The organism is Paenibacillus sp. GCM10027628, from assembly GCF_042676385.1.
Lineage (GTDB): Bacteria > Bacillota > Bacilli > Paenibacillales > NBRC-103111 > Paenibacillus_E.
The window spans coordinates 1-17,725 of record NZ_JBHTHA010000023.1; the positions used below are offsets into that span (position 1 = coordinate 1).

The 17,725-nt window shown below is 43.9% G+C and carries 14 protein-coding genes; 12 read left to right on the forward strand and 2 right to left on the reverse strand.

Annotated features, from left to right (window positions below; all coding sequences use genetic code 11):
• Nucleotides 1-94 precede the first annotated feature (94 nt).
• Nucleotides 95-1,714: a citramalate synthase gene (gene cimA, locus ACFQZT_RS17170; RefSeq protein WP_379301981.1), complete on the reverse strand. Its 1,620-nt coding sequence runs from the start codon at nucleotides 1,712-1,714 to the stop codon at nucleotides 95-97.
• A gap of 220 nt (nucleotides 1,715-1,934) precedes the next feature.
• Between cimA and ACFQZT_RS17175 the strand changes: the two genes are divergently transcribed.
• From ACFQZT_RS17175 to ACFQZT_RS17205, 7 genes are all read left to right on the forward strand, one after another.
• Complete coding sequence (locus ACFQZT_RS17175) at nucleotides 1,935-3,227, forward strand: DNA polymerase IV (RefSeq protein ID WP_379301983.1); 1,293 nt, start codon at nucleotides 1,935-1,937, stop codon at nucleotides 3,225-3,227.
• A gap of 12 nt (nucleotides 3,228-3,239) precedes the next feature.
• On the forward strand, nucleotides 3,240-3,737 hold the full coding sequence (mobB, locus tag ACFQZT_RS17180; protein WP_379301985.1) for a molybdopterin-guanine dinucleotide biosynthesis protein B: 498 nt from the start codon (nucleotides 3,240-3,242) through the stop codon (nucleotides 3,735-3,737).
• 65 nt (nucleotides 3,738-3,802) lie between these two features.
• Entirely contained in the window at nucleotides 3,803-4,036 is a 234-nt protein-coding gene (locus ACFQZT_RS17185) for a ferredoxin (RefSeq protein WP_379301987.1), read from the forward strand.
• A gap of 170 nt (nucleotides 4,037-4,206) precedes the next feature.
• Nucleotides 4,207-6,054: a CHASE2 domain-containing protein gene (locus ACFQZT_RS17190; protein ID WP_379301989.1), complete on the forward strand. Its 1,848-nt coding sequence runs from the start codon at nucleotides 4,207-4,209 to the stop codon at nucleotides 6,052-6,054.
• Between the two features lie 16 nt (nucleotides 6,055-6,070).
• Complete coding sequence (locus ACFQZT_RS17195; RefSeq protein WP_379301991.1) at nucleotides 6,071-8,131, forward strand: Ig-like domain-containing protein; 2,061 nt, start codon at nucleotides 6,071-6,073, stop codon at nucleotides 8,129-8,131.
• A gap of 11 nt (nucleotides 8,132-8,142) precedes the next feature.
• Complete coding sequence (locus ACFQZT_RS17200; protein WP_379301993.1) at nucleotides 8,143-9,747, forward strand: NHL domain-containing protein; 1,605 nt, start codon at nucleotides 8,143-8,145, stop codon at nucleotides 9,745-9,747.
• A gap of 237 nt (nucleotides 9,748-9,984) precedes the next feature.
• A complete protein-coding gene (locus ACFQZT_RS17205; protein WP_460872066.1) occupies nucleotides 9,985-11,412 on the forward strand; it encodes a L,D-transpeptidase in 1,428 nt (475 codons plus the stop codon).
• 96 nt (nucleotides 11,413-11,508) lie between these two features.
• On the opposite strand, the gene ACFQZT_RS17210 is transcribed toward ACFQZT_RS17205, so the two are convergent.
• Nucleotides 11,509-11,643 (reverse strand): hypothetical protein, encoded by a 135-nt coding sequence (locus tag ACFQZT_RS17210; protein ID WP_379301997.1) that lies wholly within the window; start codon nucleotides 11,641-11,643, stop codon nucleotides 11,509-11,511.
• A 367-nt stretch (nucleotides 11,644-12,010) separates the two neighbouring features.
• Between ACFQZT_RS17210 and ACFQZT_RS17215 the strand changes: the two genes are divergently transcribed.
• The 5 genes from ACFQZT_RS17215 to ACFQZT_RS17235 all read left to right on the forward strand — a co-directional run bounded on the left by ACFQZT_RS17215 (nucleotide 12,011) and on the right by ACFQZT_RS17235 (nucleotide 17,710).
• Nucleotides 12,011-13,366 (forward strand): ABC transporter substrate-binding protein, encoded by a 1,356-nt coding sequence (locus ACFQZT_RS17215; protein ID WP_379301999.1) that lies wholly within the window; start codon nucleotides 12,011-12,013, stop codon nucleotides 13,364-13,366.
• 102 nt (nucleotides 13,367-13,468) lie between these two features.
• Nucleotides 13,469-14,374 carry a carbohydrate ABC transporter permease gene (locus ACFQZT_RS17220; protein ID WP_379302001.1) on the forward strand — a complete coding sequence of 302 codons (906 nt, stop codon included), beginning with the start codon at nucleotides 13,469-13,471 and terminating at the stop codon, nucleotides 14,372-14,374.
• Between the two features lie 42 nt (nucleotides 14,375-14,416).
• Nucleotides 14,417-15,256, forward strand: coding sequence for a carbohydrate ABC transporter permease (locus tag ACFQZT_RS17225; protein ID WP_379302003.1), 840 nt, complete (start codon nucleotides 14,417-14,419; stop codon nucleotides 15,254-15,256).
• 141 nt (nucleotides 15,257-15,397) lie between these two features.
• Nucleotides 15,398-16,846 (forward strand): PTS transporter subunit EIIC, encoded by a 1,449-nt coding sequence (locus ACFQZT_RS17230; protein ID WP_379302005.1) that lies wholly within the window; start codon nucleotides 15,398-15,400, stop codon nucleotides 16,844-16,846.
• A 30-nt stretch (nucleotides 16,847-16,876) separates the two neighbouring features.
• Nucleotides 16,877-17,710, forward strand: coding sequence for a PRD domain-containing protein (locus tag ACFQZT_RS17235; protein ID WP_379302007.1), 834 nt, complete (start codon nucleotides 16,877-16,879; stop codon nucleotides 17,708-17,710).
• Nucleotides 17,711-17,725 lie beyond the last annotated feature (15 nt).

The window sequence follows — 17,725 nt, forward strand, 5'->3', positions numbered from 1 at the left end:
ATCGACACGCGCTGGCAGCATAGCTTTTTTTCAACTGTCTACTTGACAGGGGTATGACCATATGACCAACTCCTGCAGCTTTTTGATTTCTCGATTAATGATTCACCAGACCGAGTCGTTCTTGTTGATCTTTGTTGGCCGGCTCTACGCGAGTTCTGCCGAGCAGAGCATATCGCAAGCTATCGACCAATGCGTACCAGCTGGCTTCGATGATATTGCTCGATACCCCAAGCGTGTTCCACGAATTGTTGAAATCAGTCGTTTCCATTAATACCCGAACCTTACCTGCTGTCGCCCCTTTTTCATCAAGAACACGCACCTTGTAATCGGAAAGGTGAACTTGTTGAATATCCGGATAATATTGAACCAACGCTTTGCGAAGGGCGTTATCCAACGCATTGACCGGACCGTTGCCTTCTGCCGCGGTGTAAATGGTCTCGCCGTGCACTTTTACTTTGACAATGGCTTCGGAAACGACGGAATGATTGGCAGATTTCTCAACGAGCATTTTAAAAGATTCTAGTGTGAAGATCTCTTCGAGTCCTTCAAAAGCTTCCCGGAGCAGTAGCTCAAGGGATGCGTCCGCCCCTTCAAACTGATAGCCTTGATGTTCGAGATCCTTGATCTTCTCAATGATTTCTTTCGTTTTCTGATGCTCATTATTGAAATCAAGATTAAGTTCTTGCGCTTTGACCAGCACGTTGCTCTGTCCGGCAAGTTCCGATACAAGCACGCGTTGTTTGTTTCCTACAAGCTCAGGCGTGATGTGCTCATAAGTGCTTGCATCCTTTAAGATTGCCGATACGTGAATACCGCCTTTGTGGGCAAAAGCCGCATTCCCGACATAGGGCTGGTTGACGGGCATATGCGTATTGGCAATTTCACTGATGTAACGGGAAACTTGTGTCAATGACCGAAGCTGCTCTTCTGTGATCACATCATATTTGAGCTTTAATTGCAGATTAGGGATAATCGAGCTCAGATTCGCGTTGCCACAACGTTCTCCGTAGCCGTTAATCGTACCTTGCACCTGCCCGGCGCCTGCTTGAACCGCTGCAAGACTGTTGGCTACACCCAGTTCACAGTCATTATGAGCGTGTATACCTACCGGAGTGGATACGTGCTGTTTCACCGTTGTCACAATCGAGCTGATTTCGCTTGGCAAGGATCCGCCATTAGTATCACACAATACGATCCAATCGGCACCGGCGTCTTGGGCTTTTTGAATCGTTTGCAGCGCGTATTCGGCGTTATTCTTATAACCGTCGAAGAAATGCTCTGCGTCATAAATAACTTCAAGTCCTTTGCTTTTCAAGTAGCGGACGGAGTCATAGATCATTGCCAAGTTTTCTTCGAGCGATGTTTGAATGGCGGTATGAACATGGAAATCCCAAGACTTTCCGAAAATTGTTGCGACTTGAGCGCCGGATTCTACTAGCCTGTTGAGATTGATGTCGTCTTCGGCTTTCGAATTTTTACGTCTTGTACTGCCGAATGCCGTAATCTTGGCGTTAGCGAACGACATGTCCCGAACGCGGTCGAAGAACTCGATGTCTTTGCTGTTGCTGCCCGGCCATCCGCCTTCAATATAATGAACCCCAAGCTCATCCAGCTTGCGGGCAATTTTGATTTTATCCTCGACGGATAAGCTGATGCCTTCTCCTTGCGTTCCGTCTCGTAACGTAGTATCGAAGATTTTGACTGATGTTGGCATGGGTTCCTCCTTCAAAAGCTAGCAGACTGACTAAGTGTGTGTAAAATGGGAGTGAGTTCGCTTGCTTTAAAGCGTTAATGTATAATTTATAATTATAACATAATTCTATTTGTAAGGACATCATATCGCAAAAATACGTTTGCTTGGAAGCACATTTTTTTGTATGCTGAAGTTGACTTTTGCTGATAACGGCTATATTTTGGGGAGGTGTCTATGGAGGATGTCCGTTCATCATCATTATCCCAAACAAGGAAGAGTCATCCTTCATATCGATATGAACGCTTTTTATTGCTCCGTGCATGAAGCGGTTGAGCCTCATTTATATAAAGGGAAGCCGATCGCGGTAGCTGGAAGTGTGGAGCTTCGCAAAGGAATTATCGTAACTTCTTCCTACGCGGCGCGTCGTATCGGCATCAAGACGGGTATGCAGGTACGGCAAGCGTTAAAATTATGTCCGGATTTGATCCTCATTCGGCCTGATTTCGATTTATATAGAGATTTCTCGCGAAGATTTATGCAAATTGCTTATAGTTTTTCCCCGTTAGTAGAATCCATGTCGATCGATGAGTGCTTTGTAGATATTACAGGCTCCAAACAATTTGGCACCCCTATGGAGATCGCAACCCTCATTCAAAAAAAAATTATGAATGAATTAAAGCTTCCATGTTCCATAGGCGTAGCGCCAAATAAACTGCTTGCCAAAATGGGCTCGGACATGAAAAAGCCAAATGGCATTTCGGTGATGCGACTGCGCGATGTTCCGAACCTATTATGGGATAAGCCTTGCCACTATCTTTTCGGGATTGGAAAAAAGACGGCGGACAAATTGACGAAGCTAGGCATTCATACGCTAGGACAACTGGCGAAAGCGGATGAGATGAAGCTGATTACTCATTTTGGCGTACTGGGGACTCACCTGAAACAGTCTGCAAACGGTATAGATCATTCACTGGTGAATCCGGAGCAGGAACAGAGCAAATCCATCGGGCATACAACAACATTGCCGAATGATCTGACAGACAGGAAGGAAGTCTATCGCGTTTTCTTGAATTTGGCGGACCAAGTTGCAAGAAGACTTCGCAAACAAAAATTAATGTCTTCGACGGTGCAAATTACGATCCGTGATCCGGAAATGCGCACCATTACGAGATCGGTTACCTTGCAAACGCCAACGGAGCATCTGGACGACATCTATAAAACATCATGTCAGTTGTACGACCACCACTGGGAAGAAGGGAATCCGATTCGGCTGCTAGGCATCACTTTGCAAAATTTAACGGCCAAGGAAGAAACCGCGATCCAATTGGATTTGTTCGATTATGAAAAACAGCCGCGCAAAGATCAACTGAACCGGATTATGGATCAGCTTCGGGATAAATTCGGCGAGAATGCCATTCTGACTGCAGGCATGATGGGTGACGATCCATCTACCTTAATTAGGAACCATAAAGCAAGAGGCACTTCCTTACAGATGGATCATTTGAAAAATAGACCGCTGCATCAGGAAGATTAGAGGTGAAGAGAAATGGCGCATCATATTGGATTTGCCGGCTATTCCAATAGTGGTAAGACCACTTTGATTGCTAAGGTGGTTATTGAATTTCAGCGCAGAGGCTACAGGGTTGCCGTAATGAAACATGATGCTCATGGACATTATAAAGAAGCGGCAGGAGCGGACTCAACGACCTTCGTTCAAGCTGGCGCAGATGCCGTTGTGACGATATCTCCCGAAGCGGTTCGGGTTTATGAGAGAAAAGAAATGCCTCTTCTTCAAGAGCAGTTGCTTGCGTTCGCTGATTATGATTTTGTCTTTATTGAAGGATTCAAGAAGGAAAAGCATCCCAAGATCGCTGTCTTTCGTACCATAGAACAAAGTGAAATTATACAAGTGCTTGATCCGCCGCCGCTTGCCATTGTCACTGATTTGGAGTTTGCTGCAGCAGGCATTCCTACGTTTCATTTGGATGATGTCGAGGCTGTCAGCCGCTATATCGAAAGCTATTTTAAGACTCATCAATATTAAGGTTTGAACTTTATAAGCTTTTATATTATATTTTACATTGAGGATATCTTGAGGAGGAGTACAGAATGGCAAAGTATACGTTTGTTGATAAAGAAACCTGCATCGCTTGCGGCGCATGCGGTGCGACTGCGCCTGACATCTACGATTACGACGATGAGGGTCTGGCTGAAGTTATTTTCGACGGAGATAACAACAGAGGGGTAACAGAAATCCCTGAAGATCTTTTCGATGATCTGCAAGATGCACAAGATGGTTGCCCAACAGATTCCATCAAAGTAGCAGATTCACCTTTCAACTAAATTTAACTAGACATGGATTTTGTGAAATTCACAAAATGTCGAAAGAGCTCGATTCCTATCCAGGAATTGGGCTCTTTTTTTGATACATTTTGTATAAAATCGTAACAATTCATTGCCATTTTGTACGCACCATCTTACAATGAAAACTAGTAATTATTGGGGAGGGACTTATGGGCAAAAAGAATTGGTTGCAAACTCTGGCCGCGGGAATTGTCTTGCTGTTGCTTTCGACATATTTCTACACGGTCAACTCGAGCGGATTATTTTATTTTCTGGAGAACCCGCTGCAAGACATCATGCGGAAAGCCAAATCGATCGATGAGCGACAGCCGGAGGATCGAATTAAAATTGTAAAAATTGATGAAAAATCGTTAAAAGCCATAGGCAAATTTCCATGGGACCGAACCAATTACGCGCAAATCATTGAAAAATTGGAGCAGTCTGGTGCAGCTGCTATCGGTTTAGACGTAGTCTTGGCTGAACCTTCGAAAAACCCCGCCGACGATAAAGCATTGGCTGATGTTTTGGCCAAATACCATAACGTCATCCTGCCCGTCCAAATTAATTATCCCTCCAAACAACAGCAAGCAGGCGATTTAGTCCCCGAGAAAATTGACTATCCATCTACAACGCTAACAACGAATAAAGAACAAATGGCCCATATCAATGTGCTTGTCGATAAAGATGGTAAAGCTCGCAAACTTCCTGTCGGGCTGCCGGATGAGAAAAATCAATACATACCAGCATTCAGCGTTGCGCTTGCAAATTTAGTTTTGGATGAAAAAGAAAAAGTAAGGCGGGACGCTGCTACCGGTCAATGGAAACGCGGGAACATCGTCATGCCTACGAATGAAAGAAATCAAGTTACTACGGAATTCTTTACAATGCCGCGACAGAAAGTAGATGCGGATACGGGATATGAGACCCTTTCGTTCATCGATGTGCTAAATAGCAAAAATCCTTTGCCGCTAGAAGGAGCTATCATATTAGTAGGCCCTTTTGTCACAGCCATGCAGGACGAATACCCGACTCCAATCAGCTCCGTCAAAATGTTTGGAATCGAGATTCATGCCAACATGATCCAGACGCTGCTGGAGAGCAAATTTTATAAAGATTCAAGCAAGCCTGTCGGTGTCGGGATTATTATTTTGTTATCTTTGCTAGCCATAGTTTTATTTGAGAGATTTAAAGGAAGATCCGCTTTATTCATTTTCATAGGCCTATTCATTATATATGATCTGATTTGGTTGATAAGCTATACGGTCGGCTCCATTTTCATACCAATCGTATATCCGCAGTTCGCACTTATTGCTATTTATATTTGGTCGTTAATCAGCCATTATTTGCAAGAACGCAAAGAGCGCAATCGTGTAACAGGAATCTTTGGAAGATTCGTATCGAAGTCGGTCGTGGACGAACTGCTGCAATCCGGAGAGGATGTAAAGCTTGGCGGGAGTCGCAAGGATATTTCACTTATATTCGTTGATATACGTGGATTTACGCCGATGTCAGAGCGGCTTGAACCCGAGCAAGTAATTCAAGTTTTGAATGAGTATTTGGACGTTTGTACCAAAGCAATTTTCAAATTCAATGGTACGCTGGATAAGTTTATTGGCGATGGCGTCATGGCTATGTTCGGGGCGCCAATCGAATATGACAATCACCCAGAAATGGCTGTCCGTGCGGCGATTGAAATGAAATCACAGGCTGACATCCTGGAGCAGAAGCTAATAGAAAAGTACGGGATTGGCGTCAAATTCGGACTTGGTATTAACAGCGGCCCGGCAGTTGTGGGCAATATTGGTTCCGAGGACTTGAGGCTTGATTATACGGCAATTGGCGATACCGTTAATTTGTCCGCGAGGCTGGAGTCGAATGCCAAACCGGGCCAAATTTTGATCAGCGAGCTCACTTATGCGAGAGTCAAAGACCTTTTCCGTATTGAACCAGTCGGCGAAATAAAGGTTAAAGGGAAAGAAAAGCCCGTCATGGTGTATGAAGTTATCGGGAATTTATAACAGAGGAGGAAGCCGTATGCAATTCTCAAAGAAATCATTCTTTTCTTTATTTGTATGCTTTTGTATGTTGTTCAGTTTGTTATCTACCTTACTTGCTAAGCCCGTCGATGCAAAAACTGTCCGTGTTGCAGTGATCGCTTCTCTTAGCGGCGACGTTACAGTTAAGAAGGGTGGAGGCTCTAAAACTTATGACGCTTATGAGAACATGAGTTTAAATCAAGGCGACACGCTTTATACGGGGGCAGATTCATCGGTCACGCTGAATCTGAGTAATGGTGATTCTGATGTCACATTAGGTGACAATGCAGAATTGAACGTTTCCGATCTGAACTCGTCAAATGGCAGCAAAAAATCGAAGTTAAAAATTTGGGCCGGATCGATGTGGGTCAAGGTCAAATCATTAGCCGGTACGAATGATGAATTTGAAGTGGAAACGCCTACGGCAGTTATGGGGGTTCGCGGAACTCAATTCTTCGTCGGTGTAGATCCGCATACCGGGAAAATCAAAATGGCGGTAGGTGCGGGACGGGTCTCCGCAACAACAGTTACCGCAGACGAAGATAGCTTGCAAACGGCGAAAATTACATATCTTTACCCGACACAACAAATTTCATTGGATTCGCGGGATGAAGTCAATGATCCATCTTTAAAAGTAAGTTTTATTGATCTGGAAGGTTTTATACAAGATGCTTCACCTGAAATTATTAAAGCGATTATTGAAAACAAAGCACAAATCGATAAAGAAAATGATGAATTTATCGCGCAGAAAAAGAAAGAACTGGAAAATGGCGGAGGCAACGCGGAGCAAACTGATTTTACCGTCAAGGATCAAGCTGCCCTAGATAAGGTTAAGCAAAACTTGGATAACCTTGTTGGTAATATTGCCAAAAAAGCCGTAGCGGATAATAAAATTAGCAAATCTGATATGGATAAGTTGATTGAAAAGGCAAATGAAAAGATTTCTGATCCCGCCAAGAAGTTAGATCTCGATAAGGTTAAGGAATTAGATCAAACAGCCGGCGTTGATCCTGATAAGGAGAAAAAGAAGCAAGAAGAACTTAAAAAACTCGAAGCGGAAAAAGTAAAAAAACAACAAGAGGAAGCTTTGAAATTGGCTGAGATTAAGCAAAAGTTAGATTCGATTCTTAAAGCTGCGGAAGAGGCTAAGAAAAAAATCGAAGAAGCCAATAAACAAGCTGCTGCAGATGCGCAAGCGAAAGCAGAAAAAGCTCTGAAAAATGCTCAGGATAGTACAACGACCCCGGCGCCTTCAACTGGAAGCCCCGGTGGTGGGGATTCGACTAAAGACACAACTCCGCCTGTAATTAACAGTGTTGATCATGTCTATGAAAACCAAACTTTTATTTCAGGAAAAACAGAGGCTCGAGCTAAAGTCACTATAAAAAGGGATGGAGCTAAAATTGCCGAGGGTGCCGTTTCAGATGACGGTAATTTTAAAGTCAGCCTTTTGACAGATGTTGCTCCGTTAACAAAAGGTCAAACTTTATTCGTTACAGCAACGGATGCCGCAGGCAATACGAGTGAGGCAAAAACAATAACAGTAGAAAGCATTCCCATAGAGTTGCCTTCTGTGAACCTTGTTACTCTTAAAGAACCTGGCTCCGATCAATTCTCAGTCGGAATTAATTTAAAAGATTTTAAGGGTTCTAATGAAATATACGCTGTTGAAGTCCACCTACTTTATTCAGGTGATGTCAGAGCTTTAACAACCACGGAAACATCGAATGAAGTAGTAACTTCTCACTCTGATGACTTATCGAATAACGTTTTCGATATAAGTTCAGATACCAACCTTGCCGCTGAAACTGCTATAGTGCATCGAGGTACAGATGATACACAAAATGAACTTGTATATGCAATAACAGGGTTTGGTTCGGCTAAGGATATTGAAGTGGTCGGAGAAAAAGAATTAGTTCGTTTGCCATTTAAACTAGGAGCATCTGGAAGTGGCAGGATTACTCTTCCGACTGAAAGTATTATCATCATTAAAAAGGATTTAACTGGAGTTCAATATCAACTCAATGCTAGTCCAATTATTTTCGGTACAAAAAACTAAAGGAGATCGCTATGAAACCTTTTAAACATATTGTAGTTACTTCGCTGGTAGCTGCGACTTTCCTCGGAGGTTCATCAGCTTGGGCGTCCGGCTTGTCTGGCGATGCATTGCTTAACAGCAATGGGCAAATAATGGCAGATGTGACGACACATGCAGGAATCGGCGATTTTGATGATAAGGATGGAGCAGCACTTATCGCTGCGTTTCGAACGCCAAGCAGTGTCGTTCAGCTGCCTGATGGAAGCATCCTGGTTGCGGATACGCGAAACCAAGTGATTCGAAAAATATCAGACGGGAAAGTAACAACATACGCGGGGCCGGAGATGGTCGTTGCAACGAACAGCCAGGGCTTTCCGACAGGCAGTCTCATGAACGGCAAGGCATCCGAATCATTTTTCAATGAACCAACGGGTCTTGCAGTAGATTCAAAAGGGAATGTCTATGTGGCCGATTCGGCGAACAACGCTGTGCGCAAGATCGATGCCAATGGACAAGTCTCAACCTTTGCAGGTACTGGCGTTCTTGGGAATAAAGATGGTCAAGGTGCTGAGGCGACTTTTAATCATCCTAGCGATGTCGCAGTCGCTTCAGATGGCACGGTTTATGTGGCCGATTCCTTGAATCATGTCATCCGTAAAATTACAGCCAATGGCACTGTATCTACGCTAAACGCCGCTTCCTCGCGTGCCATTCAAATTCGCCCAAACGTTGCAGCTTTTGCCGGTGAATATCAGGATGGGAGTCTGGCATCTGCTAAATTCAATGAGCCTTCCGGTCTCGCCCTTGACAGTAAAGGCAATCTTTATGTAAGTGATACTGGAAATCAGCGAATTCGTTATATCGATTTAAAAGCAAATACAGTTTCTACGGTTGCCGGTACAAGCTCCTCATATGGTAATAATGAGCTTTATGCGCCCGGGGATTATGTTGACGGAGATGCGCTTAAATCAAAGTTTGATTTTCCTAAAGGTTTGGCCGTAACATCGGAAGGGGGCCTGCTGATCGCGGATAGTTTGAATCATTCGATCCGATATTTGCTGAATGGCAAAGTATCCACGATAGCCGGTAAAATCAGTACTGGAGAAGCAGATGGTGTGGAACAGGCCGCTGAATTTTACAATCCGACAGATGTGATCGTCACCGAACAAGGAAATATCATTGTAGCGGATGCGTTCAACAACAAGATTCGCAAAATAGCGCCATATAAGTTACCGGTGAACTTGCCTAATAATCAAGAAGTTAAAGACGTAAACGGAAATAAAGTCATTGAATTTGATGCACAGCCAGAAATCGAGGGCGGACGGACGATGGTTCCTGTTCGAGCGATTAGCGAAGCCTTCGGTTATGAAGTCAAATACGTAGAACAAGATGGGAAGTCCATTGTAAGGCTCGTTAAAGGAGACGTTACCATTGAGCTTACCATCGGGGATACAGGGGTTACCCGCAAGGAAGTTAACAAAGCTGACATCAAGCAAGCGACAGATGTTGCGCCATACGTGAAACAAGACCGCACCTACGTGCCAGTCCGCTTTTTCGCTGAACAAATCGGTTTAAATGTACAGTGGGACGCGGCTCATCAAACGGCTATTTTGCGTACGAACTCTTTTTTGAAATAATGGATTAGGATGACGAGTTTGGCTCGGGGAAACCCGATGCCAGCTCGTCTTTTTTTGTCTTCAGTAGATGGTATCTTTTGCCGATAAAGGAGAGAGAGCCACAAGGAACTGGAAAAGGAGGTCATCTGGTTGAAAGAAAAGCTTCGGAACGATCAATTAGAACGATTTTTTCAACATAATCCGATCGAAGATCCGCTCTATTTAAAAAAATATGTGAAAGAGCACCCTGACCATAAAATGGCTTGGTATTTGTTAGGCAGAGAGTATGCCGCGCAGGGAAAAGAAGGAAAGGCCACGTATTGTTTTGCTCAATCCGGCGAAATATATGAAGCGTTTGAACGGCAAAAAATAGTTGTTGACGGGCCTTTGCCCTCCGCCCCTTCTAACGAGATCATAAAAGATGCCATGGCATTCAAAGGGAACACGAAGAGGCGTATTAGCAAATGGATCGCACTAATAGCCTTGCTTTTATTCATCTCTTTACCAGCTTCGATAGATATTGCTAAGGATAAGATTTCTACTAGCCCGATCAGCGCTGGGACTGCAGTATCTACAACTATACGGCCTGATGCAATAATAGATACGGCTTCCCAGGATGCGTCAAGCAAGCCCGGATTATTTTACTCGGAAGGGGATTGGGGACGTGCGCTTCAACGAATTCTTTCTTCATCAGGAGGCGGGATTGGCGGGGCAGTCATCATAGAAGCTCCTAAGAGTGCAGACGGACAATGGACCCAGTGGAACAAGGCTGTACGTCCATTAATGGCGATTGAGCCTCTATCTGGCGGGAGCTCTACAGCATCGCTTACGTATTATAATTCACAGGTGTGTTCCTGTCAGGCTGCTGACGGCTCCTCACTGATTCCGGCTATTGAAAGCTGGATGCAAGAACGAGAGCAGGCGATTGTTCTTCAGAGTGCAGTACTGGCTTACCTGCAAAAGACGGGCGGCTTGCCAAACGAAGCGGAGCAGCTCGCAAAAGCATATCCCGATAATCTTCTTCCTGGTGTACTACCCGCAATGAAATCGATCTTTCCTCAAGTTATAGAAAAGATACAGGCGCAGTCCCAAACAGGTGTTGAAGCACCGAAAAGCTCGGAAGAAAGCAAAAAAAATGCAAATGCAGCGGAGCCAAACAACCCGGGAAGCTTACAGGCTAAAGCTAGTACGGCTCCCTTTAGCAAGCCTCTTGAAATTGTAATCGATACGGAAAAACATCGTCTAGCTCTCGTCAGCGGCACCTATATCATCCGGAGCTATCCGGTCGGCTTAGGTGGGGAGAAGACACCGCCAGGTGAGTTTATCATCAGCGAAAAAGTACGTAATCCAAATGGCAAATCAAACGGTGAGTTCGGGAGCAGGGGGATGACCTTATCTGATACGTTATATGCGATTCACGGCACCAATAAACCATCCAGCATTGGAAAAGACGAGTCGCATGGCTGTGTTCGCATGCAGCAAGCGGATATCGAAGAACTTTATGATATGGTACCCATGCAGACGAAGGTAAAGATTGGGAAGGGGCTCTTACCGGAGCCGGATAACGGAGAAGGGAAAGACAGTCCGGGGACCGGAGCGGGTAGAGGAAATCCTGCGAAATCTTTTAAGCTGCCACTGCAAACGGACGATAGCAATCCGAAAAAAACCTACAAATGGCTTGATTAGAAAGATGAGAAAAGGCTCCGCAAAAGGAGCCCTTGACAAGAAAGTAGAAAGCGATTACAATTCAACTTGTGAAGTTTTTGATCGTTTTATACGCTGTCATTTGTTTAAAACGAGCAGTATTGTCATTGCGATAATAATGGCAAGTAGAACGGATCCAGTCCAAATGATCGCTTTCTTATTGACTTCATCTTTGGTTCTACGGTTTACGAGGACAGGTTTGCGTTTTGACATGAGATCACCTACCTACTTCATAGATTAGACTTATGTCTCTATCATACCACAAGTAATATGAGTCTTAGAATATGAATGTTTCAAGCAAAAAATGAAATCATGTATTGACGATGATGTCAATTTATTGTAATATTTAGTCACACGAAGAGCGTTACCTAAAAGAATATGTTAGTTTTAATAACATGTTACCGCAAGGGCATTAGTTATTGAAGAATGTAAGTTTTCTTCTATAACTATGCCCTTTTTATTTTTGTCCATTTACTTGACTTGAAAGGAGTTGGTAACGCGAATCTACTGGAAAAAAGAGGCTTGGAACTAAAAAAATAGCAATGCCAGACTTTATTAAGAAAAGGGAGAAGATGGACACATGAATATGAAAAAATGGTCTACGATGGGCTTGGCAGCATCTATGGTATTGGTTGCTGCAGGTTGCGGAAAATCCGCTGCGCCAGCCGAAACGACTAAACCAGCCGCTTCGGTTGCACCAACCACTGCTGCAACCGCTGCACCGGCAACAGGAGCCAAAAAGTTATCCGGTGATTTTGAAATCCAGTATTTTGTCGGCGGTTATGGCGACAAATGGTGGAAAAAAGTTATTGCTGACTTCCAGGCAGCTAACCCTGATTTGAAAATTAAAGAAAGTGCGGGTCCAAAAATCAACGAACAAATGAAGCCCCGTTGGATCGCAGGTAACCCGCCTGACTTTGTATATATCGACGGACCTGAGCTGTTTGACCGCCAGATGGTGACAGACGGGTTGCTTGAAGATCTGACAGATTGGTATAAAGACGCTAAAAACGTTGACGGAGACAAAATTTCCGATTTACTCGCGCAACAGCCTCCGCAATATGATGGAAAAATTTATAATATCCCTTTCGTGCTGAATTCTTGGGGTATTTTCTATGACAAAGCGCTGTTTAAAGATAAAGGTTGGGCGGAGCCTAAAGACTTTGATGATTTCTTGAAAACAAGCGAAACGATTAAAGCGGCTGGTATTAATCCATTTATCCATACGGGTAAGTATCCATACTACATCAACGGTGCAGTTCTGTACCCGGCAATCGTATCGGCTAACAACAATGATTACAAGCTTCTTCAGGATATGGCGAACAATAACCTTGAAGCTTGGAAAAGCCCGGCTATCCTCAAAGGCTTGGATAGAATCGTTCAAATTCGCGACAAAGGATTCATCGATAAAGCATCCGTACAAATCAATCACACGGATTCCCAATCCTTGTTCCTGCAGCATAAGGACGCATTCATTCCGAACGGCCTTTGGTTGCCTAACGAAATGGCGAAAGACGTTCCAAGTGGATTTGATTTCGGGTTTGTTCCTTCAATCACGCAAGACAAAGGTGGAAAAGTGGTTGCAAACACGTCTACTTCTACTTTTGCAATCGCGAAAAAGGCGAAAAACAAAGATGCAGCTAAAGCGTTCATGCAGTTTGTCTTCGCAAAATCGCAAGCCGGCCAATGGGCAGAGCTTAGCGGCGCACCTTCGAACATCAAAGGTGACATCTCTTCTTCTAAAGCGCCTAGCTTCGTTAAGGATGCAGCGAAATATTTGTCTTCTCCGGACACTGTAGTCGTTCCGACGGTTTCCTTCGCAGCAGATGTTGATAAAGCGATGCAAGATGCTACGGTCGCCTTGACGATCGGAACCATCAAACCGGAAGAGTGGGTAAAACGTGTGACTGATGTCGTGGCTAAACAAAAGAAATAGAAGCTTAACCCCATTCTTAACTGAATGAGAGAGCGCGGAGAACAAATAAGGCGACTGTCTTATCGTTCTCCGCCATTTTAATGATAGGACGGTGAGGATAGAATGAAGACCAGCTCAAAAATGTGGAAAAGAAACTTGTTCATTGCTTCATTCATCATTCCGACATTTCTGTTTTTCTGCTTGTTTACGGTATATCCGGTCATACAGGCACTCCAAAAATCTTTTTACGATTGGTCGGGCATGTCAGAGAACAGTAGTTTTATCGGATTTGACAATTATGTTGATATGATCAAGGATCCCATTATTTTACGAGCAATTGGAAATGATTACTTTCTTGTAGTTGGAAAAGTGATCGGAATTATGATTTTAGCTACTTTTTTTGCCGTAGCGCTGACACGTTTTAACTTGAGAAGCTCCGGTTTCTTCCGGGCCATTTTCTTTATCCCTAACGTAATTTCTGTTGTTGTTATCGGCGTTCTATGGAACTTTATCTACAATCCGCAAATCGGATTTTTAAATGCGTTTATTTCTCTTTTTACCGGGAGTAAGGTGGACATCACTTGGTTAGGATTTCCTCAACATACAATCTGGATGTTGTTGCCGCCAACTATTTGGGCAGGTATCGGTTTTTACATGATCCTAATGATTGCCGCAATCGTGAATATTCCTGCTTCATATTATGAAGCGGCTAATATAGACGGAGCGGGACAATGGTCGCAATTTCGCAACATCACCATGCCGCTCATTTGGGAGCAAATTAAAGTTTCGATTATTAATATCGTAATTACAACATTAAATGGCTCATTCGTCATCGTGCAGTTAATGACGAATGGGGGACAGCCTGATAATACGACTCAGGTTATGGGTTCCTACCTGTATCGGATGGCTTTTCAACAATATCATTTCGGTTATGGAGCGGCGATTGGTGTAGCGATTCTAATCATTTCATTGATTACGACGCTTGTCCTCCAACGAATCATGCGCCAAGAAACAATCGAGATGTATTAACGCCATCCTAGACGATGATACTGATGGAGGGAGACCAACTTTATGACGATTAAAAACCCATTAGTTAAGCTGATTGTTGGGGTCATACTCTTAATATGGAGTGTTGCCGTCCTATACCCGCTTCTATGGACCTTGTTGGATGCATTGAAAAATAATGAGCAATTTTTCTTGAATATGCCGTGGGCGCTTCCGAAATTTCCGCTCCTGTGGTCAAACTTCAGTTACGTATGGAACAAATATAACTTTAGCACATACTTTCTGAACTCGATTGTCGTAACCGTGGGGAGTACGCTGCTAGGGATGATCCTCTCTGCAATGACGGCGTACATCTTGGCCAGATATGCTTTTAGAGGAAGCAAGCTGCTCTTAACCATTTATATTTCATCTATGATGATTCCTTTTGCGCTTGCATTGATCCCCTTGTTCTTCTTGTTAAATGATTTGCAGTTAGTCAATACATGGTTAGGTCTAATCCTTGTGTATGCCGCACTAAACCTGCCATTCGGTATTTTCTTGCTCGTAGGATTCTATAAGTCGTTACCGAAGGAAATCGAAGAAGCGGCGATAATTGACGGTACATCGCATTACGGGACATTTTTCAGAGTGATGCTGCCTTTATCCCAACCAGGTCTAATCACCGTCATGATCACGAATATGCTGAATAACTGGAATGAGTACTTCTTGGGGGTCGTCCTAACGAACGAACCTACGAAATATACGCTGCCGATCGGACTTGCCGTGATGCAAGCTGAGATGCAGTATCGAGTTGAGTGGGGGCCTTTGTTTGCTGGACTTTTAATTACGACTTTGCCGACGCTCATTATTTACATCATTTTCCAACGCCAAATCGCAAGCGGAATCACAGCGGGGGCAGTGAAATAACGCCCATAGGTTTTTCGAGAAAAAACACCTTGTCCAAGAGGATTTTATCCTTTTAGGAAGGTGTTCTTTCTACTATAATTGGTGTTATGCAAAAGCAAACAAGAATCGGCCAACTTGTGGGCTAAATTTAGGGGAACTGACATGAAATTAATGTACATCCTGCAAAAAATCGGACGTTCCTTAATGATTCCAATCGCAGTGCTGCCAGCGGCATCCATCTTGCTGCGAATCGGAAAAATGAAATTTGACAATCCGCTGCTTATGCAGTTGGCTCAAATATTTGAGTCAGGCGGCAGCGCGATATTTGATAATTTACCTTTGATCTTCGCAGTCGGCATTGCTATCGGATTAACATCCGGTGAAGGGATTGCCGCTTTAGCTGCGACCGTAGGCTATCTCGTCTTCGATAACGTATTGAAGCACTTTCAGGCGGGGACGACGTCTGCAGACAGACTCGATATGGGCGTGCTTGGCGGTATGCTGGTTGGTATGCTGTCAGCTACTTTTTTTGAAAGATTTCAGCATGTTCAGTTGCCCAAAGCGCTTGGTTTTTTTGGCGGCAAACGATTCGTTCCATTAATAACGGCCCTAGTGATGGTTTTATTGGGCGTCGTGATGGGTTTCGTATGGCCCCCTGTACAAAAAGGGATAAGTGCGGTTGGGCTATGGATTGTAGAAAACGGCAATATTGGTGTACTCATATACGGGCTTATGAACCGGCTGCTTATTCCGACAGGACTTCACCATATCATTAATAACATTGCCTGGTTTCAAATTGGAGATTATGCTACACCCACAGGTAAAGTGGTGCATGGCGATATTTCGCGCTTTTTTGCCGGGGACCCTGAAGCGGGGCTATTCATGACAGGGTTTTATCCTGTGTTTATGTTCGGTCTTCCAGCAGCAGCACTTGCGATGATTAGAAGCGCTCCATCTGCTAACCGGCAAATCTTTGTACCGCTTATGTTAAGCAGCGGACTGATCAGCTTTTTAACCGGTATCACGGAACCGATCGAGTTTGCTTTTATGTTCGTAGCGCCAGGCTTATATTTCATACATGCTTGTTTAACAGGGTTTTCCATGATGATCATGAACATTTTAAATGTGAAAATGGGCTTTGGCTTTTCGGCCGGCTTTATTGACTTTGTATTGAATTGGGACCTATCCACCAAGCCGTATTGGATCATAGTGATCGGTATCGCCTACTTTTTTGTTTACTATTTTACATTTCGCTTGTATCTGCATGTGTTCCCTTCTAAAATACCGGGTCGCGAAGAGGCCGTGGAGCAGGAAGAACTTGAAGCATCGACGCAAGTGGTGCCTAAAGAGAATCGTACAACCAGCATTTTAAGGCATATTGGTGGACCTTCGAACATCATTTCCATTGATGCTTGTATAACACGCCTACGGCTGCTGGTTAAAGAAGAGAGTCTGATCCAGGACGGAGAGCTTAAACAGCTTGGAGCCATTGGGGTTATCAGACTTGGAAAAGGCAACGTTCACGTTGTGTTCGGAACGGAATCGGAACAAATCCGTGAAAGTATGAAGCCTATGCTTCTTTCATATAAAGAGAAATCAGGACAAACCTAAGCCCCGAAGCAAAGATTTTGGAGGTGTCTTATGATTGATCGGACGATCATTCACGTGCTTTCACATAATGTTGTGATGGCGCATTTATCAACAGGGAAAAATTCGATCGCTTTCGGGAAAGGGATCGGGTTTAAAAAGACACCGGGAATGGTTATCGCGGAAGGTGAAATTACACAAGAATTTCTGCTGCATACATCCGAAGTGCTTAAAAATTACGAACAAATATTGAATGCAGTCGATGTCAAAATTATTGGGATTACCGAGGAAGTCATCGCTTATGCCCAAAGGATGCTGGAGGGCGATTTCTCGGAAACCATTCACGCATCGTTGGTGGATCACATCAACTTCGCGGTAGAACGGCAAAAAAGAGGCATTTTTATCACAAATCCTTTCGCCTATGAGATTCAATATATGTACCCTGAGGAATATAACGTAGCCAAAAAATCGGTAGACTTCCTGAATGACCATCTAGATGTCAAGCTTCCGGAAGACGAAGTAGCATACTTGGCTATGCATTTCAATGGAGCGAGAAAGAAGGAGCAAGCTTCTGAATCCTTAGCTGTAGTAAGGGTGGTATCGCAAACGATAGAATCCGCTAAAGAGCTGGGCTTTAACTTCGATGACTCGTTCTCCACACTTCGTTTTATTAGTCATTTGAAGGGCTTAATCGAACGGGTAAAACAGAGAAAAACGCTGCAGAATTCGCTGCTTGATAAAATCAAAGAGGAGTACGGCGATACGTACGTAAAAGCGAAAGTACTTTCGTTGTTGCTGGGCGACGCTCTTCAAGTGGAAGTTCCTGACGACGAAACCGGTTATCTGACGATGCATCTGGAGAGATTGCGTAAGCGGACAGAAGCCTGACGACTTCATATAAAC